We start from the raw sequence: 16,730 nt of genomic DNA on the forward strand, positions 1-16,730 counted from the left end.
AGGCCCCAGCCGAGCATCGGGATCGGAAGATCCGCCCGCCCGCGGCGCGTCAGGCCTCGAACAGCAGGTACAGGCCGGTGAAGGTGAAGCCGACCATGGTCAGCATCAGCGCCAGCTGGCCGGTGAGCCGGTGTGCGGGCGGCAGCAGCCGCAGGCAGCGATCGTGGGCGGCGGCGACGCCGAGGATGTGGCCGGTGAGGACGGCCAGCACCTCGAGACCGGCCAGCACGGCGGGATGCGTGGACAGGACGTAATGCACGTCGAAGTCGGCCAGCCCGAGGATGTTCCAGCCGCGCTGGAACGGATCGGCGCACAGGATCAGCGTCGCCTGACCCTTCTCCACGAGGAAGCTGAGGTAGTGCGCTATCAGGTAGCCCGCCACGATCGGGGTGAGGCTGTGTGCGAGCCGCCTCGGCAGCAGCGCCCGCTCCGGTTTCGTGAGGCCGCCGGTCGCGCGGGCGGCCGAAGTGAAGACGCCGCCGACCACGGCGATGAACCCGAGCAGGCCCGCGGTGCGCAGTAGCGTGGTCACCAAGGTGGAGTCGTCACCCACCCGATCGAGGAAGTCACGCCAACTGGCGAACATCGAAAAGCTGTCGAAGGCAGTGGATCCCAAGAGCGTCGCCGCCACCGCGACCGAACCGGCCAGTGCGGGTGTGCCCGCGAGATTGTTCAGCGGCCACCGCAACACCGGGACGCCGGTGGCGCGGCGGGCGAAGGGACTCAGCCGCGCCAGCAGACTGCTGTACGCCTCGAGCGGATCGCCGCGCTCGGCCCACACCGTGCCGAACACGACGAGGCCCGCGGTACCGACGATCAGGTAGCCCAGAAACCAGATCGTCACGGCGAGTACCGAACCCGGTTCGGGGAAAGCCAATTCCAGCCACACGAAAGAGAACAGACCGAGCGCCGCGGGACGGTTGCCCCATGCTTCCGGATAGGGCAGCGCCCCGCGCTCCGGCGGTCGCCCGGTCGTCCGGCAGATCACGCGGTGCAGTGCGCGCGTGGGGGAGAGGGTCTTCCACACAGGCCCCAGCGCCAGCGAGGCCACCATCACCCCGACCCACACGAAGATGTAGACGATCCCCGGCACCGGATTGCGGGCCGAGTCGGATGAGCCGAAGAACCCGACCGTGAGGACGGCGAGCGCGCCGAGCAGTCCGAGCCCGCCCAGCAACGCGCGCATCGCCGCGGAATCCACCACGGTGCGCGCGAACGCGGGCAGCGGCGCACCGGGCGAATCCGGATCGAGTCGCGGCTCGCGCCACGCGAAGGCCAGCACGGCGAAGGAGAACGTCAGCGCCCATGCCGCACCGATCAGCGCGTAGGACAACGGAATCGGCAGATCGGTCGCACCGGAGATCCCGTGCGCGCTGACTTCTGTCACGGGCGCACGACCACCGTGGCGACGGTCTTGTGCGCGTGGTGCAGCTCGATCTCTACCCGGCCAGGCACCTCCACCGTGAATCGGAAGCGCTGGCCTGCCTCCGGGCGGACCGCGAAGGTGTACTCCGGCGTGGCGTGCACATGGAGCTCGTCGTCGGCGTCGCTGTCGACCACCAGGTCGATCGGCTGTCCGGCTTCGGCCTCCCTGCGCTCGTTCACCGGGCTCACCGTCCCGTTCGCGATCCGGAATGCCACGACAAGGGCCTCGGCGGTCGAACTCGCGCCGGGCTGCTTCGTGCCCGGGCTCTCCTCCGTGGAGCAGCCCAGCGCGGCGGCCGCCACCGCGAGCGCGACCGCCGCGTATCGCCAGGTGCGGGTCATCGGGTCTCCTCGTCGCCGCTCGCGGGGGATGCCGGGTTCTGTTCGCCCTCGCGCCGCTCGGCGCGGCGGTCGCGCACCGCGACGAGCACGATGATGCCCACCACGGCGAGCGCGGGAAGGAAGGCGGGGATCGCCAGCAGGAGGGAATGGTCCGCCAGCAGATCCACGCCGTCGGCGTGCGCGGTCATCCCGCCGTCACCGGCGCGGCCGCGTCGGTCCCGACGGTGGCCGGATAGCGGTCGTTGATCCTGGCCGCGCCCCAAGACAGCGCGCCGATGAGGACCAGGCTGCACACCAGCACGATCAGCGAGGCCGCGCCGAACAGCCATTCCGGGTGATCGAACGAGCGCTCCCGCTGGAGCACCGTGATCTCGGCGACGAAGGGGCGGGTGAACTCCGGCGGCGCTGCGACCTCCGCCGCGCCGATACCGGCGTCGTAAGGCATGAAGATCGGCAGCGCGGTCAGCGTGCGGCCATCTTGCAGGCGCAGCACGGTCTTCCAGGAGCCGTGCGCCGGAACGGGTTTCGTCGAGACATAGTGGCCGTCGCCGACTCGCCGCAGCTGGTCGACGACCAGGCCGCGGCCCGGGCTGTCCGACCCGACCCCGCCCTGCCAGGCCAGGATCTGGAGCCATTCGGGGTCGGCGCCGACCAGGTCGGCCGGGTCGAGCCGTACGTCGGCGGTCACCATGCGGCCGCCGTCGACGGGCTCGGCATCGCGCAGCGCGACGGTGGCGCTCGCCTGATCGGGAACGCGAATGAGCAGGCCGTTGGTGGTGGCGGCGCCGACGATCAGCACCGCGGCGACCATCATGGCGCGGCGCACCGGCGGGCGCGGCAGCGGCTCCCCGCGCAGCGCCGTGCCCAGCAGCGCGCCGACGACGCCGCCCGCGATACCGGTCGGCACGGTCATCGCCAGCAGCTCGGGCCACATCGCCGCGGGCCACGGATCGACGAACATGGCGTCGACCCAGCGAGATTCGAGCCAGACGCCGACGGTGGCGACCGCGAAGCCCGCCGCCGCGCCCCACCAGAGCGGCTTGCGCGCCAACGGCAGCAGGGCGAGTAGTTCCACGACCACGGCGGCGCCGAGGTAGAGCGGGAAGACGTTGCGCGGGGCGTCGATGATCGGCCCGCCGACCAGGAACGCCACCACCCCGCGCACGACGGCGGCGAAGCCGACCACCACGAAGGTGCTGAACGCGCCGAGCGTCGCCCGGGCGGCGACCAGCGTCACGCTGGCGGCCGCGACGATCAGCATCGGCTGCAGCACCAGCCGGAACTGTTCGACGCCGAAATCGAACTCCACCTGGAACACCGACAGGCCGATGATGAGGCCGCCGAACGCGAACGCGCGCAGTGTCCAGATCAGGCGGCCGTCGGCGCGGTCCGGGTCCGGCCGGTTGCGGCCGCCCTCGAATTCCAGGAGCAGCACGCCGACCAGGGACAGGCCGGCGCCGCCGATCAGCATGAGGTGCGTGGGTCCCCACAGCGTGACGTCCTGGCCGAACATCCGATGCCAGATGTCGTCGAGCGGAAAGCCGATGAGCGCGTAGAGGCCCGCGCCGGCGATGAGAATGCCGCCGACGGGCGCGTACCAGGTGCGGGTGATCCGCACCGCCGCCGCGCCCGGCTTCTCGTCCAAGGGCAGCACGATCGCCAGCATCCCGGCCGTGAACAGGAAGAACAGGCCGGCGAGGATGAAGTAGTGCGCCGGGTTGGCCAGCGGCCCCGCGTCGCGGCCGTTGCCGACGTGCAGGCTGACGTCCCAGATGAAGCCGAGCAGCGCGGTGAGGATGGTGGCCAGGAAGATCACGATGGGCAGGGCCACCCAGCCGGGCCGGTTGAAGACCGCGCCGATGCGATCGGCGAGGTCGCCGAGCCAAGTGATGCGCCGGGTCCGGTGCAGGTACCCGACCCAGAGCAACGCCACCGCGATCAGGCCCGCCGAGCCGGTCATGATCGCCACCTGATCCAGCGCCGCGCCACCGCCTTCGGTACCGGGCGCGGCGAGCCGCCCTATCGCTTCGTGCATCGTGCCGGACACGGGAACCTCCAACCGCACTGAGTTTACACTCGTCGCCTTATTGATGTTACGAAAGGTAGCACACACTTGGCGAGATGTGGCCCCTTTGCATAGTCACACCACGAACGAGCAGCTCAGGTCCCTTTCAATCGGTGTTGGAACGGCCTTCGCGCGCGTCGTGAGGGGTGGCGCGCGGAACGCCCCGGTTCCGATTCGGGAGCACGACTGTTCACTCGTTCGGCGTGCTGTCGTCCACGGGCTGGATACCCGGTCGCGCCGGGAAATCTCGTCCTCGGCTGCCGGTGTTTCCGCGCCGGGAAACCGGACACACCCCGAATGGAACGACAACGCCGCGAGAGCGAGAGGGAGGATTCATGGTTTCCCGTGACACGATCGCCCAGCTTCGTCAGGACATCACCACGGCCGAGGATTGCAACGATCGCCAGGCGGCCGAACGGTTGCGTGCGGAGCTGGCCGAGGCCTTGCGCGCCCAGGAGCAAGGCGAGGACGACGCGGAGTAAGGCCGCCCGTCGATGAGCGCGCCCGGGGATCGCCGGGCGCGACGAGTTCTCGTGCGCGGTTGGTATTCGAATACCGGCACCGCTACGCTGGTATAAAAATACCGGTCGACCGTCGGCGCGCTCCGTCGGCGATGGTCCGGCAGTGGAATCGGTGCGGTGGAGGTCGGAAATGGTGGAGTTGAAGTCGCCCGGGGAGATCGCCCGGATGCGGGTGGCCGGTGAGTTCGTCGCGGACGTGCTCGCCGAGCTGCGCACGCGGGCGCGGGTCGGGGTCAACCTGCTGGACCTGGAAACCTATGTGCGCGAACGCATCCGGGACCGGGGGGCAGTCTCGTGCTACTGGGATTACGCGCCCTCCTTCGGGCGTGGGCCGTTCCGGAACACGGTGTGCTTGTCCGTGAACGACGCCGTGCTGCACGGACTTCCGTTCGACTACGTGCTGCGCGACGGCGATGTGCTGAGCATCGACCTCGCGGTCGGCGTCGACGGGTGGGTGGCGGATTCGGCGATCACGGTGATCGTCGGTACCGCGGCGGAGGCGGACCTGCGGCTGGTGCGCGCCACCGAGGAGGCGCTCGCCGCGGCCATCGCGGTGGCGTTGCCCGGCAACCGCATCGGCGACCTCTCCGCGGCCATCGAAGGGGTGGCGCGCGCCTACGGCTATCCGGTCAACACCGAATTCGGCGGGCACGGCCTCGGGCGCACCATGCACGAGGACCCGCACGTGCCGAACGCGGGCCGGGCCGGTCGCGGCTATTCGCTGCGGCCGGGCCTGACCATCGCCATCGAACCCTGGTTCGCCCGCACCACCGACCGCATCTACACCGACGCCGACGGCTGGACCATTCGCTCCGCCGATGGTTCGCGCACCGCGCACTCCGAGCACACCGTCGCCATCACGGCCGACGGGCCGCAGGTGCTGACCCGCGCAGCCTGACGAAACCCGTTTCGGTTCAATACTCCTCGGCTCAGCGCGTTTCGGTCAGCCAGCGCTCCAGTTCGGCGCCCGCGCCGAGCTCGGCGGACACCGTCTCGCGGTCCTCGGCCGAAAGGGGCAGCGCGCGCACCTCGTCGCGGTACCGCGCGGCGCGTTCGGGATCCTCCATGGCGACCGCGATCTCGGCGAGCATGGCCAGCGCCCGCGCGCGCTCCACCGGCGCTGCCGTCGCGGCGAAGCGGCCGAGGCCGACTTCGAGCACTCGCGCGGCGGCTTTGTCGTCGGTTTTGAAATCGCGCAGAATTCGCGCGTTGTCGATGACCTTCGCCAGATCCTCCATGTCGCGTGAGCCGCCGTACTCGACGTCCTCGGGCTCGTCGCGCTGGATGAACAACAGGGTGTTGCCGTCCGGATCGACGAGGGTGAAGCGGCTCTGCCCGGGTCGGAAGCGAGTGATGCGCGGGCGGCCCTTGGCGGGCACCTTGCCGTAGGCGGCGCGCAGTGCGGCGGTGAACTCGCGGTGGCGCGCGGCCACGTCGTCGACCATCACCAGGCAGCCGACAAGCTCCGGCGGCAGCTCGAAACCTTTGGGCGGCGAGCTGAAATGCACCGGGCAGCCGTGGAATTCCAGCGCGAGGTAGACGTAGGGGCGGGTCTGTTCATGGGTCACCGTGTAGCCGATGGTCTGGTAGAAGTCGAGGGTGGTGGCCGGTGACGTGGTCCACAGCATCGGGACCGGGGAGTCGTCCATGAGTCGTTCCTCCGACACTAGTCAAATTTGATTACCGCCAGGCTAGGCGCGCGCGCTCGAGGAAGTCAAATTTGAGTAGCATGGGTCGTTCATCGCGTCAGAAGGAAAGGAACCGTCCGTGGCGGCCGTGCGTCTGCTCGTCCTCGGGGTGATCCGCACCCGCCAACCGGCACACGGTTACGCCGTTCGGCGCGAGCTGCTGTCGTGGCGAGCCGAAACGTGGACCAACGTCAAACCCGGCTCGATCTACCACGCGCTCAAACAGCTGGCACAGGAAGGGAAACTGCGCGCCCTCGGCACCGAGGACAGCGACCAGGGGCCGGGCCGGACGCTGTTCGAGCTCACCGAGGCGGGGGAGGCCGAGTTCCGCAGGCTCATGGACGCCGCGCTGGTGAGTATCGACATGGAAGAGCTCGGCGCCGCCATCGCTTTCATGGACGCTCTGCCCCGCGCGCACGTCATCGCCAAATTGACCGAGCAGCGGCGCAATGCGGCCGCGGTGCGCGACGACCTGCTGGCCATGATCCCGACCTTTCCCGGTCGTTACGAGGCGCCGCACATGCCCGATCTGCTCGATCTGTGGAGCGGCGTGTTCGACAACCTGACCCGATGGACCGACGGGCTGCTCGCCCGGCTGGAGTCGGGCGAATACCGCATGCCGGAGTGATCCGTTCGCGCTGCTCTCGCAGGCCAGCCGCGCCCGCGGATACGCTGTGATCATGACGAACTCGCTCGGTGAGGCAGGCTCCGCCGACTACGTGCAACTGACCACCTTCCGCAAGGACGGCACGCCTGTCGGCACGCCGGTGTGGGCGGTCGCCGACGGCGGCAAGCTGTACATCTGGACGGAGACCCACAGCTGGAAGGTCAAGCGACTGCGCCGGAATCCCACCTGCACCGTGCAGGCGTGCGACGCCAGGGGCAGAAAAATGCGCGGGTCCGTCGTCGCGGGCACGGGGCGCGTGCTGGACGCCGACGGCACCGAACGGGTGCGCGCGTTGCTGCGCAAGAAGTACTGGCTGCTGGGACGGCTGCTCATCCTGGGCAGCAACATCCGCAGGGGCAAGGCGGGCACGATCGGCATCGAGTTCACGCCCGACGCCTGACCGGTGTAGCCCGGCGAGATCCGGCACCGGTCCGCGCGCCCACGGAGGAGAAGCGGAGCGCGCGGACACGGCCGAATGCCCGGAAGGTCCGGAATAAGCAAGGCGGACACGGAGATTCCGGGGGTACCGGCGGACGCGGTGATCACGGCTCGGCTATCCTTCGTCGGGCATACCGGGGTAGTCCCCAGGCGGACACGATGTCTCGACCCTGCCCCGGGGGGAGGGATCGTTCATGACAGCACCGACTCGGCCGCCGAGGGCCCCGCAGCCCTACCCGGTCGCCGAACACCGGGACGCCGAAACCACAGACGGCGGTTGGCTTCCCGTGCTCGTCGCCGCTCTGGTCGGCGCCGTCGCCATCGCGATCGCGGGCGTGATCGCCGGACTCGTGATTGTCAACATCCGCGAGAGCGCGGTGGCCGACAACCCGGCGCGGACAACGGGCGCCTCGGCGCCGCTCGCGCAGACCTCGGCTCCCGCCGCACCGGTCCGCGCGGTCGACCTTCCGACGAAACAGCTGGACCAGGCGGACCTACAGCGCGGCGTGCAGCTGGTGCTCATCGACTCCTACGGGATCGACGACGTCCGCGACGTCCGTTGCCCGGCGGGTCAGACCGTCGTTCTCGGCGCGACCTTCGAATGCCTCGTGAAGGTCGGCAGCACGCAGAAGTCCGTGTCGGTCACCATCACCGACAGCGACGGCGCCTACGAGGTCGGCCGACCGCACTGAGGCCGGTCGCCGCCACGATTCCATCTGTGAGGGCCGCTCCGAGCGCGGAGCGGCCCTTCATCGTGTCTTGGGTCGCCTAGTGCCTCAGGCGCGCTCGCGCCTCAGGTGGCCTGGCTCACCGAGGACATGTGGAAGTCGGGAATCCGCAAGGGCGGCATGGCGGTTCGGGTGAACCAGTCCTTCCACTCGCGGGGGAGCGTGGTCTTGGTCGCGCCGGCCTCGGTGACCCTGCGCAGCAGATCGATCGGGCTCTCGTTGAAACGGAAGTTGTTCACCGCCGCGCTGACTTCGCCGTTCTCCACCAGATAGACGCCGTCCCTGGTGAGCCCGGTCAGCAGGAGGCTGGCCGGATCGACCTCGCGGATGTACCAGAGTGTGGTGAGCAGCAGGCCGCGCTCGGTGCGCGCGATCATCTCGTCGAGGCTCGCACCGGAACCGCCGGTGAGCAACAGGTTCTCGCCCGGCACCGTCGCGGTAGCGCCGAATTCCGCTGCCGTGGAGCGCGGATAGACCAGCGATTCGACGACGCCATCGCGCAACCAGTCCACCCGCGTGGCGGTCAGGCCGTTGTCGAAGACCGAAAGCGCCTCCGACGAGGCGGACGTCGCGACGAACGGCCGGTACTCCAGCCCGGCCGCGCTCGGATCGGAGTACAGCGTGAGCGGAATGCCGGTGAGCCGCTCGCCGATTCGGGTACCGCCCGCGCGGGCGAAGGCGTTGTGCCCTTCCTGCGCGCCGCGGCCCTCCATCGACCACGCCAGGTAGATCATCAGGTCGGCGACCGCGGACGGCGGCAGCAGCGTCTCGTAGCGGCCCGCCGGCAGCTCGACGCGGCGTCTCGCCCAGTCCAGGCGGCGGTTCAGCTCGGCGAGCAGACCGGGGGTGTCGACATCGGTGAAATCGGCCGTGCCTACGCCGACCCAGGCGCTGGCCAGCTCCGCGCCCGCGCCGCGTTTGCCGTTGATCTCCACCGAACCGGTCGGTTGTACGAAGCGGCGTCGGATGCCGGTGGACGTACCGAGCCAGGTGGTGTGCATCTGGTGGTGAGCGAAGCCGTAGAGCAGGTCGGCGCCGTCGAAACCGGTCGACAGGTCGCGGGCCAGATCGGCGAAGACCTCGATGCCCGTGCTGCCCGGCGCGGCCGCCCAGTCCTCGGCGGCGGCGTCCGATTCCAGCAGCGGCATGGCGTCTTTGGCGGGTTCGGCGGTGCGCGCCGCGGCCTCGCTGGCCCGCACGACCGCCTCGATCTCGGCGAGATCGACGCTCGTCGAACCGACGCTGCCGACCCTGGCCGCGTGCGGTCCGTCGCGGAAGATCGACACCACCGCCCAGTCACGGGACACCGAAGAGCCGTTGGTCGTCATCGAATTTCCCGCCCAGCGCAGCGAGGCCTCGTGCGCGTCGGTGACGATCACCATCGCCTCGTCGGCGCGGGAGAGCGCCAGCGCCCGCTCCACCACTTCGCCCGCGGGCGCCACGCCGCGCGTGTGCACCGTGTCGCTGCCCGGCTCGCTCACTGACCGGCCTCCGTCCTGGTGTTGAGAACGTTGATGCCGCGCACCAGGATCGATGGGCAGCCGTGGCTGACGGCGGCGACCTGACCCGGCTGGGCCTTGCCGCAGTTGAAGGCGCCGCCGAGCCGCCACGTCGACGGACCGCCGACCGCCTCCATCGCGCCCCAGAAATCGGTCGTGGTGGCCTGGTAGGCGACATCGCGCACCTGGCCATCGAGCGCGCCGTTGCGGATACGGAAGAAGCGTTGCCCGGTGAACTGGAAGTTGTAGCGCTGCATGTCGATCGACCAGGACTTGTCGCCGACGATGTACAGGCCGTCCTCGACCCGGGAGATCAGCTCCTCGGTGCTCGTGTCGCGATCCGGGTCGGGTTGCAGTGAGACGTTGGCCATCCGCTGGATCGGCACATGATGCGCGGAGTCGGCGTAGGAGCAGCCGTTGGAGCGCGGCAGACCGAGGCGCGGGGCGAACGCGCGGTCCAGCTGGTAGCCGACGAGCACGCCGTCGCGCACCAGATCCCAGCGCTGCCCGGCAACGCCCTCGTCGTCGTAGCCGACGCTGGCCAAGCCGTGGCGCTCGGTGCGATCGCCGGTGACGTGCATGATCGGCGTGCCGTAGCGCAGCGTGCCCAGCTTGTCGGGTGTGGCGAAGGAGGTGCCGGCGTAGGCGGATTCGTAGCCGATGGCGCGATCGTATTCGGTGGCGTGACCGATGGACTCGTGGATGGTCAGCCACAGATTGCTGGGATCGATCACCAGATCGGTTGGGCCGGCCGTGACGCTGGGCGCCTTCACCTTCTCGGCGAGCCAGCCGGGGATCCGCGCGAGTTCGTCGTTCCAGTCCCAGATTCCGTCGGCGCCGGTGACGTACTCCCAGCCGCGCCCCGCGGGGGCGGCGAGGGTGCGCATGGTCTCGAAGACGCCCGCGGCGGAGTCGACGGTAACGGCCTCGAGCTGCGGGTGCAGCCGGACCCGCTGCTGGGCGATCGACGAGCCGGCGGTGTCGGCGTAGAAGGTCTGCTCCTTGACCTGCAACACCGAAGCGGTCACGTGATCGACGCCGTCGGCCGCGGCCAGCCTGCCCGAATAGTCTTGCAGCAGAGCGACCTTGTCGGCGGTGGGCACGGTGAACGGGTCGACGTCGTAGGCCGAGACCCAGCGCGCGTCGGCGTAGCGTGGCTCGTCGGCCAGTTCGACGCGCTCCCGGTTCAGATCGCGCAACGCGGTCGCCACGGTGACCGCGCGGCGCGCCACCTCGGCGGCGGTGTCGGCCGTGAGCGCGGCGTGCGAGGCGAAACCCCAGGTGCCGTCGACGATCACGCGCACGGCGAACCCGAGATCGGTGGCATTGCTGATCGCCTCGACGCGGCCGTCGCGCAGCCGGATGGACTGCGTGACCAACCGGTGCACGCGCAGATCGGCATGTTCGGCCCCCGCCGCGGTGGCCGCCGCGAGCGCGGCGTCGGCCAGCGCGGACAGTGGTAGCGCGAGGAATTCGGCGTCGATCACCGAGCCGTCCCCGGAAGTCGCGATGCTCACCCCGTTTACGCTACCGGTGCCCGCCGACACCGGCATCGGCCGGACGCGCCGCGCACACCGCTCCGGCGGTGACCCGCGTGAAATGCCAAGCGGCGCAGAAAGGCATCGGCGGGAAGCCGGTCCGGCACGCCCGGTCGGTTCGGCGCGAACGGCACGCGCGAGACGCGGGTTACCGCATCGGCGCTGCGAAATGCCGTACTGTGCCCGCGTGCCGCCATCCGCCCTCCGTGACCGCAAACGTGAACGTACCCGCCGCGCGCTGCTCGAGGCCGCCGTCGAACTCTTCGAGACCAGAGGCTACGACGAGACCACGGTGGCCGACATCGCCGCCGCGGCGGAGGTGGGCACGCGAACCTTTTTCAATTACTTCGCCAGCAAGGAAGAACTGCTCTTCCCCGAACCCGACGAGCGAGTGCGAATGGCCGTCGCGGCCATCGCGAGCCGACGCGTCGGCGAGCCTCCGTTCGAGGTGCTGCTGCGCGCGCTGCGAGCCGCGGGTGACAACCCTGGCGAACATCTCATCGACGATCTAGGCGCCCGCATCGCCGCGGTGCGCGCCCAGGTCTCGCGGACGGTGCCCGCGGTGAGCGGCCGCGCCGCGCACGCTCAGCTGGTGGCGCAGCGCGAGATCGGTAGGCAGCTGCACGCTGCCTTCCCCGACGAACTAGACGAGGTCGGCGCCGCGGCCCTGGTCGGCGCGGTGGTCGGTGCTGTGTCCGGCGCGCTCACCGTGCTCTTCCAGCAACCGCATGCCGGGGCCGAGGACGATGAGCGGCTGCACCGAGACATTCACGAAACCGCCTCCCGTGTCTTGCGGCCGTGGCTTACCGCCAGCTGCGCGGCACACGCCGAACCGGTGGGCTGAGCGCTTCGAACGGCTCAGCGCTTCGAAACGACCGATCACTTCGGATGACCTCGAACGTCGAATGGCAGAGCATGACCGAGCAGTTCGGATGACAGCGCGCGCCGCTCAGGCGAACTGCTGCCACCCGAGGCGGAGCACCATCGCCACCACGACCACGAGCAGCACCACGCGGACGAATTCGGCGCCGCGGCTCAGCGCCATCCGCGACCCGGCGATCGCGCCGGCGATATTGGCGACCGCCATCGTCGCGCCGAGCGCGAACATGATGTGACCGGTGAGGCCGAAGAAGATCAGCGCGCCGACGTTGGACCCGCAGTTGATCACCTTCGCCATGGCCGCGGCCCGCACGAACTCGGTGCCGAGCAATGTGGCGAAGGTGATGATGAGGAAGGTGCCGGTACCCGGCCCGAGCAAGCCGTCGTAGAACCCGATGAGCCCGGCGGCCAGCGCGACGACGAGCACCACCTTGCGGCGGGTCGGCGGATGGGTTGCCATGGTGACGCCGATCGACGGGCGCAGGGTAACGACGATCGCTACCGACACCAGGACCACCATGACGATCGGGATGAAAAGGTCGCGATCGATCAGCGAGACCGCCGCCGCGCCCACCGCCGCCGCAACGGCCGCGAGGCCCGCCGCGGGCAGCAGCACCCGCCACTCCATCGGCACCTTCCTGGCGAAAGTCAGAACCGAGGCGGTGGTGCCCGCGACCGCGGCCAGCTTGTTGGTGCCCAGCGCGGTCTGCGGCGCGATGCCGGGGGCCACCAGGAACAACGTCGGCAAGACGATCAGTCCACCGCCGCCGACCACCGCGTCGACCCACCCGGCGGCGGTCGCGGCCGCCACCAGGGCCGCCCAATCTGCAAGATTCACGGTGCAACCCAACCAGACGTCCCATGTTTTCGCGCTGCCTGGGACGGTGCCTTCCCGGGTGGGCTTAGTCTTGCCCGCATGCGCCGGTTCAGTCTCTGGCTTCGTGGCAAGCCCCTGGTCGCGGATTCCATCCTCGCCTTCGGCTTGCTGCTGCTCGACCTCACGGCCATCGGCGATTCCGACCAGAAGGCCGTGTACCTGGTGGTCGGCGGCCTGCTGCCGATCCCGGTCGCCTTCCGCCGCGTCTACCCGAGGGCCACCGCGGCCACCATGCTCGGCCTCGCCATCTGCACCACCCTGCTGAGTTATGTGCTCGATGACAACGCCGTGCATCCGGCGCTGCTCGCGCTCGGGATCATGCTGTACACGCTGGTCGCCTACGTCGGCAGGCGCGAGGGTTTGCTTCTGCTGGCGGGTCTTGTCGTCGACACCACGCTGTCCACCGTGCTGCTCGACCAGCCGGTGTGGACGACGATCGCGTTCATCGCGTTGTACTACGCGCTGTGCTGGACGCTGGCGGAGTTCAACGGCGCGCGGCACGCCTACGACGCCGAGGTGGCCGCGCGGCTCGCCGTCGCCGACTACGACCGGGAGCGGCGCACCCACGAGGCGGTCGCGCTGGAACGCACCCGCATCGCGCGCGAGCTGCACGACGTCGTCGCGCACGCGGTGAGCGTCATCATCGTGCAGGCCGACGGTGCGAAGTACGCGCTGCGGCGCGACCCGGACAGCGCCGAACAGGCCATCACCACCATCGCGAGCACCGGGCGCGACGCGCTGCGCGAGCTGCGCCGCACGGTCGCGCTGCTGCGCACCGAGCACGCGCCGGATCAGCTGCCCCAGCACGGCACGGCCGGTATCGCCAGGGTGGTCGAGATGATGCGCGGCACCGGTCTCGCCGTCGAACTCGAGCTGACCGGCGACATCGACGACATCGCCCCCGAGGTAAGCCTCGGCGTGCACCGGATCGTGCAGGAGTCGCTGACGAACACGTTGCGCCACGCGGGCGCGCACCCCAAGGCGTGGGTCAGGGTGCACCGGCGCGACAGCGACGTCTTGGTCGAGGTCACCGATTCCGGCGGCGTTCCGATGCGTGGGCCCGAGGCGAACCCGATCAAAGGCAGCGGCCTCGGGCTGGTCGGCATGCGCGAACGCATCGCGGTCCTGGGCGGCGCCATGGACGTGGGCCGCGCAGGCGACGGCGCCTGGCGGGTGCGCGCGACCATTCCGCTCGTTCCGGAACCGTGGGACTGCTAGGGGTGCGGTCCCGCTGTCGCGGCCCCGGGGGATTGAGGCGGTCCCGCTGTCGCGGCCCCGGGGGATGGAGGGGCGGTCTCGCTGCCGCGGCCTCGGGAGTGATCAGTTACGCCCGGGTCACTCGAAGATCGCCGCCAGCTCGCGCAGCACTTCGCTCGCGGTGATCGGGTTCAGCGCGCCGAAGGCGGTGTCGCCGCACCGGCGCCACCACGGCGACGCGGGCCGCGAGCTGAGCTCGACCGCCTCGATGACCCGCTCGCCCTCCGGCTCGGACTCCTCGACCGCGATGCCGTCGTCCAGGTGCAGCAGCACTTGCAGGTCGCCGTCGATCGGGCGGTAGAGGTGATCGTGCACTCCGTCGATCGGCGCGCCGCGGCGCCAGCCGAATCCCTCCAGGCGCAGCAGCGCGGAGGTGGGCACCATGCGGTGCGCGAAGCGTTCCAGCGAGGTCGCCGTCCGCTCCCGCTCGGTCAGCGCGTGCACCTCCCTGGCCAGTTGCGGAAAGGGTTGGCGCAGTTCGTGATTCGTGAAATGGCTGACCCAGTGCGGTAGTTCGCCCGCGAGCTGGAGCGGATGGGCCACCGCGATGCGAGCCGAGTCGACGCCGATCGTCCGGCCGTCGCGGTCGGTCGCGGTGCCGTCCGCCGCGACACGGAAGGACACCTCCGGGTTGGCCCGCTCGTCGAATCCGAGCCAGACCAGTCGTCGCGCCGGATGGCGCAGGAACGGATGGTCGAGGACAGCAACCCGATGCTGACCGCCGGTCCAGGTGCGTTGCTGGATCATCGCCGTTTCCAGAAGCCGAATCTGTTCGCACATCTCCCCACCAAGAGAGTCGATTACCGAGAATCGTCAGAGCCTATCGGCGCGCGCCGACAACTCCGCGTGACGCGCGGAAGCGGTAACCGAATTGTCGCCGGGCACCGCTAGATTGGACCAGTGCCGATCACTGTTCTCGTAGTCGACGACCAAGAATTGATGCGCATGGGGCTGAAGATGGTACTCGGCGCGCACCCGGACATCGAGGTGATAGGGGAGGCGGAGAACGGCGCGTCGGCCGTCGGCAAGGCCAAGGAACTGCGGCCCGACGTGGTGCTGATGGACGTCCGCATGCCGGTGGTCGACGGCGTGACCGCCACCGGCCGCATCGTGGAGGCGGGCGACGGCTGCCGCGTCCTCGTGATGACCACCTTCGACCTGGACGAGCACGCGCTCGGCGCGCTGCGCGCGGGAGCCAGCGGCTTCCTGCTCAAGGACACCCCGCCGGAGGACCTGGTCTCGGCCATCCGCAGTGTGGCCGCCGGCGACGCGGTGGTCTCGCCGAAGGTCACCAAGCGGCTGCTGGATCGGCTCATCGCCGACGATCCCGCGGGCATGCGCGATCCCTCGGTGCTCGACGTGCTCACCGCGCGCGAACGCGAGGTGCTCGAACATATCGCCGCGGGCCGTTCCAACGCCGAGATCGCCGGACAGCTCTATCTCTCGGAAGCCACCGTGAAGACGCACGTCGGCCGGGTGCTGACCAAGCTGGGCCTGCGCGACCGGGTGCAGGCCGTGGTGCTGGCCTACGAGACCGGGCTGGTGCGGCCCGGCGGCTGAATCTCAGCGAGCTATCAGCCGAGCACGGGAGAAAAACTCCACCCGCGAGCGTTGGTAGGGATAGATCGTCCGGAAGGAACGCCATGCCCGCCCTGCTGTTCGTGCTCTACGTGGTCGTCGAGATCGCCGCGCTGTTCGCCGTCGGTCAGCTGATCGGCGCGATGCCCACCATCCTGCTGCTCATCGCGGGCTCCGCGGCGGGCATGCTGCTGATCGGCTCCCAGGGGCGGCGGGTGTTCGACCAGTTCCGCCGCGCCGGACGCGGCGAGATCACCCCGGGCACCGCCGTCGCCGACGGCGCGCTGGTCGCGACCGGCGGAGTGCTGATGTTCGTCCCGGGCCTGGTGACCTCCGTGGTCGGGCTGCTGTTGCTGCTGCCGCCGACCAGGATGCTGGTGCGTCCCCTCGTCACCACGCTGGCCGCGCGTCGCTTCGGCCGCCTGCTGAGCCGCGCGCAGTACCGCGGCGTCGTCATCGACGGCGACGAGGTCATCGACGGCGTGGTCGTCCAGCAGTATTCACCCACCCCGTCGGCTTCGCCGACTGCCGTCCCCCAGTTCTACGACGACGGTCATGGCAACGCCCGCCGGGCGGTCGGCCCGGCCTGACGGTGGGCCGTCCACGGTGATCGACCGAATCCGGCATACGGCAGACTGGTGACCCGTGGGTACCCAGTTGCTGATCGGCGGTCGTTTCTACAGCTCTAGTTCACCGGATGCGACCGCGATGGCGGTCAGCGACGGCATGGTGGTGTGGCTCGGCGCCGAACGGCCCGGCCGCGCGCTGCACCCGGACGCCGAGATCATCGACTTGGACGGCGCGTTCGTCGCGCCCGCGTTCGTCGAGCCGCACGTGCACGTGACGGCGCTCGGCCTGAAACTCACCGGACTCGACCTGTCCGGCGCGCGGTCGCTGGACGAGTGCCTGACGTCGGTGCGCGAACACGCCGCTGCCCGGCCGGACGGCGCGATCCTCGGCGACGGCTGGGACGAGACCCGCTGGCCGGAGGGCCGCCCGCCGACGATCGAGGAGATCGACGCGGCGGCAGGACCGGGCCGCCAGGTGTATCTGGCCCGGGTGGACGCCCATTCGGCCGCGGTGTCCTCGGCGCTCCTGAACGCCGTGCCCGAGGTGTCCTCGGCGTCCGGGTTCACCAGGGGCGAGCCGCTGGTCGGCGCGGCGCACCACCTCGTGCGCGCCGCGGTGCTGAGCGGTCTGGACCGGGCGCGCCGGGACGAGGCGCGCC

20 protein-coding genes are annotated in these 16,730 nt (G+C 70.1%); 10 read left to right on the forward strand and 10 right to left on the reverse strand.

Annotated elements, in window-relative coordinates; genetic code table 11:
* Positions 1 to 49 precede the first annotated feature (49 nt).
* The 4 genes from NX1_RS29165 to NX1_RS29180 are packed head-to-tail and all read right to left on the reverse strand — an operon-like array spanning position 50 to position 3,802.
* Positions 50 to 1,387: a hypothetical protein gene (locus NX1_RS29165; protein WP_068066306.1), complete on the reverse strand. Its 1,338-nt coding sequence runs from the start codon at positions 1,385 to 1,387 to the stop codon at positions 50 to 52.
* Entirely contained in the window at positions 1,384 to 1,767 is a 384-nt protein-coding gene (locus NX1_RS29170; protein ID WP_068066309.1) for a hypothetical protein, read from the reverse strand. Before NX1_RS29170 ends, NX1_RS29165 begins: the two co-directional genes overlap by 4 nt.
* The gene (locus tag NX1_RS29175) at positions 1,764 to 1,955 is read right to left on the reverse strand and encodes a hypothetical protein (protein ID WP_068066312.1); all 192 of its coding nucleotides are present in this window, start codon (positions 1,953 to 1,955) and stop codon (positions 1,764 to 1,766) included. Before NX1_RS29175 ends, NX1_RS29170 begins: the two co-directional genes overlap by 4 nt.
* Entirely contained in the window at positions 1,952 to 3,802 is a 1,851-nt protein-coding gene (locus NX1_RS29180; RefSeq protein WP_068066378.1) for a hypothetical protein, read from the reverse strand. The genes NX1_RS29175 and NX1_RS29180 overlap by 4 nt, the downstream gene beginning before the upstream one ends.
* Positions 3,803 to 4,167: 365 nt before the next feature.
* On the opposite strand from NX1_RS29180, the gene NX1_RS36610 reads away from it, so the two are divergent.
* Both NX1_RS36610 and map read left to right on the forward strand, forming a co-directional pair.
* The gene (locus NX1_RS36610) at positions 4,168 to 4,314 is read left to right on the forward strand and encodes a hypothetical protein (RefSeq protein ID WP_157120176.1); all 147 of its coding nucleotides are present in this window, start codon (positions 4,168 to 4,170) and stop codon (positions 4,312 to 4,314) included.
* 169 nt (positions 4,315 to 4,483) lie between these two features.
* Positions 4,484 to 5,251: a type I methionyl aminopeptidase gene (gene map / locus NX1_RS29185; RefSeq protein WP_068066315.1), complete on the forward strand. Its 768-nt coding sequence runs from the start codon at positions 4,484 to 4,486 to the stop codon at positions 5,249 to 5,251.
* Between the two features lie 31 nt (positions 5,252 to 5,282).
* Here the strand turns inward: map and NX1_RS29190 are convergent, their stop codons facing one another.
* Positions 5,283 to 6,002 carry a DUF8817 family protein gene (locus NX1_RS29190; RefSeq protein WP_068066318.1) on the reverse strand — a complete coding sequence of 240 codons (720 nt, stop codon included), beginning with the start codon at positions 6,000 to 6,002 and terminating at the stop codon, positions 5,283 to 5,285.
* A gap of 118 nt (positions 6,003 to 6,120) precedes the next feature.
* Between NX1_RS29190 and NX1_RS29195 the strand changes: the two genes are divergently transcribed.
* The 3 genes from NX1_RS29195 to NX1_RS29205 all read left to right on the forward strand — a co-directional run bounded on the left by NX1_RS29195 (position 6,121) and on the right by NX1_RS29205 (position 7,838).
* Complete coding sequence (locus tag NX1_RS29195) at positions 6,121 to 6,669, forward strand: PadR family transcriptional regulator (RefSeq protein ID WP_068066321.1); 549 nt, start codon at positions 6,121 to 6,123, stop codon at positions 6,667 to 6,669.
* 52 nt (positions 6,670 to 6,721) lie between these two features.
* Positions 6,722 to 7,108 carry a PPOX class F420-dependent oxidoreductase gene (locus tag NX1_RS29200; RefSeq protein ID WP_068066381.1) on the forward strand — a complete coding sequence of 129 codons (387 nt, stop codon included), beginning with the start codon at positions 6,722 to 6,724 and terminating at the stop codon, positions 7,106 to 7,108.
* 232 nt (positions 7,109 to 7,340) lie between these two features.
* Entirely contained in the window at positions 7,341 to 7,838 is a 498-nt protein-coding gene (locus NX1_RS29205; RefSeq protein ID WP_068066326.1) for a DUF4333 domain-containing protein, read from the forward strand.
* A 101-nt stretch (positions 7,839 to 7,939) separates the two neighbouring features.
* On the opposite strand, the gene NX1_RS29210 is transcribed toward NX1_RS29205, so the two are convergent.
* Together NX1_RS29210 and NX1_RS29215 are read right to left on the reverse strand one after the other, a co-directional pair.
* Positions 7,940 to 9,256 carry a metallopeptidase TldD-related protein gene (locus NX1_RS29210; protein WP_084501837.1) on the reverse strand — a complete coding sequence of 439 codons (1,317 nt, stop codon included), beginning with the start codon at positions 9,254 to 9,256 and terminating at the stop codon, positions 7,940 to 7,942.
* Between the two features lie 95 nt (positions 9,257 to 9,351).
* Entirely contained in the window at positions 9,352 to 10,890 is a 1,539-nt protein-coding gene (locus NX1_RS29215) for a TldD/PmbA family protein (protein WP_068066328.1), read from the reverse strand.
* Positions 10,891 to 11,098: 208 nt separating this feature from the next.
* Here NX1_RS29215 and NX1_RS29220 point away from each other — a divergent pair, with 208 nt between their 5' ends.
* A complete protein-coding gene (locus NX1_RS29220) occupies positions 11,099 to 11,755 on the forward strand; it encodes a TetR/AcrR family transcriptional regulator (RefSeq protein WP_245668721.1) in 657 nt (218 codons plus the stop codon).
* 105 nt (positions 11,756 to 11,860) lie between these two features.
* On the opposite strand, the gene NX1_RS29225 is transcribed toward NX1_RS29220, so the two are convergent.
* Entirely contained in the window at positions 11,861 to 12,628 is a 768-nt protein-coding gene (locus tag NX1_RS29225) for a TSUP family transporter (RefSeq protein ID WP_068066330.1), read from the reverse strand.
* Between the two features lie 78 nt (positions 12,629 to 12,706).
* Here NX1_RS29225 and NX1_RS29230 point away from each other — a divergent pair, with 78 nt between their 5' ends.
* Positions 12,707 to 13,885, forward strand: a complete 1,179-nt coding sequence (locus tag NX1_RS29230; protein WP_068066333.1) for a sensor histidine kinase — start codon at positions 12,707 to 12,709, stop codon at positions 13,883 to 13,885.
* A 117-nt stretch (positions 13,886 to 14,002) separates the two neighbouring features.
* Here the strand turns inward: NX1_RS29230 and NX1_RS29235 are convergent, their stop codons facing one another.
* The gene (locus tag NX1_RS29235) at positions 14,003 to 14,704 is read right to left on the reverse strand and encodes a DUF4132 domain-containing protein (RefSeq protein WP_068066336.1); all 702 of its coding nucleotides are present in this window, start codon (positions 14,702 to 14,704) and stop codon (positions 14,003 to 14,005) included.
* A gap of 33 nt (positions 14,705 to 14,737) precedes the next feature.
* Positions 14,738 to 14,899, reverse strand: coding sequence for a hypothetical protein (locus NX1_RS38875; RefSeq protein ID WP_507762104.1), 162 nt, complete (start codon positions 14,897 to 14,899; stop codon positions 14,738 to 14,740).
* Here NX1_RS38875 and NX1_RS29240 point away from each other — a divergent pair.
* The 3 genes from NX1_RS29240 to NX1_RS29250 form a co-directional block, all read left to right on the forward strand.
* Positions 14,825 to 15,484 carry a response regulator gene (locus tag NX1_RS29240; protein WP_068066339.1) on the forward strand — a complete coding sequence of 220 codons (660 nt, stop codon included), beginning with the start codon at positions 14,825 to 14,827 and terminating at the stop codon, positions 15,482 to 15,484. The two genes, NX1_RS38875 and NX1_RS29240, sit on opposite strands and share 75 nt — an antisense overlap.
* A gap of 83 nt (positions 15,485 to 15,567) precedes the next feature.
* Positions 15,568 to 16,092 (forward strand): FxsA family protein, encoded by a 525-nt coding sequence (locus NX1_RS29245; protein ID WP_068066341.1) that lies wholly within the window; start codon positions 15,568 to 15,570, stop codon positions 16,090 to 16,092.
* 55 nt (positions 16,093 to 16,147) lie between these two features.
* On the forward strand, positions 16,148 to 16,730 hold a 583-nt coding region (locus NX1_RS29250; protein WP_157120178.1), incomplete at its 3' end, for an amidohydrolase family protein.

The organism is Nocardia xishanensis NBRC 101358, assembly GCF_001613365.1.
Classification (GTDB): domain Bacteria; phylum Actinomycetota; class Actinomycetes; order Mycobacteriales; family Mycobacteriaceae; genus Nocardia; species Nocardia xishanensis.

Bases quoted from the DNA above. Each gene is read 5' to 3' on its own strand.
- NX1_RS29200 (WP_068066381.1), top strand. From the start codon at position 6,722: ATGACGAACTCGCTCGGTGAGGCAGGCTCCGCCGACTACGTGCAACTG.
- NX1_RS36610 (WP_157120176.1), top strand. From the start codon at position 4,168: ATGGTTTCCCGTGACACGATCGCCCAGCTTCGTCAGGACATCACCACG.
- NX1_RS29180 (WP_068066378.1), bottom strand. From the start codon at position 3,802: ATGCACGAAGCGATAGGGCGGCTCGCCGCGCCCGGTACCGAAGGCGGT.
- NX1_RS29170 (WP_068066309.1), bottom strand. From the start codon at position 1,767: ATGACCCGCACCTGGCGATACGCGGCGGTCGCGCTCGCGGTGGCGGCC.
- NX1_RS29235 (WP_068066336.1), bottom strand. From the start codon at position 14,704: ATGTGCGAACAGATTCGGCTTCTGGAAACGGCGATGATCCAGCAACGC.
- NX1_RS29175 (WP_068066312.1), bottom strand. From the start codon at position 1,955: ATGACCGCGCACGCCGACGGCGTGGATCTGCTGGCGGACCATTCCCTC.
- NX1_RS29205 (WP_068066326.1), top strand. From the start codon at position 7,341: ATGACAGCACCGACTCGGCCGCCGAGGGCCCCGCAGCCCTACCCGGTC.
- NX1_RS29245 (WP_068066341.1), top strand. From the start codon at position 15,568: ATGCCCGCCCTGCTGTTCGTGCTCTACGTGGTCGTCGAGATCGCCGCG.
- NX1_RS29230 (WP_068066333.1), top strand. From the start codon at position 12,707: ATGCGCCGGTTCAGTCTCTGGCTTCGTGGCAAGCCCCTGGTCGCGGAT.
- map (WP_068066315.1), top strand. From the start codon at position 4,484: ATGGTGGAGTTGAAGTCGCCCGGGGAGATCGCCCGGATGCGGGTGGCC.
- NX1_RS29210 (WP_084501837.1), bottom strand. From the start codon at position 9,256: ATGGTGATCGTCACCGACGCGCACGAGGCCTCGCTGCGCTGGGCGGGA.
- NX1_RS29190 (WP_068066318.1), bottom strand. From the start codon at position 6,002: ATGGACGACTCCCCGGTCCCGATGCTGTGGACCACGTCACCGGCCACC.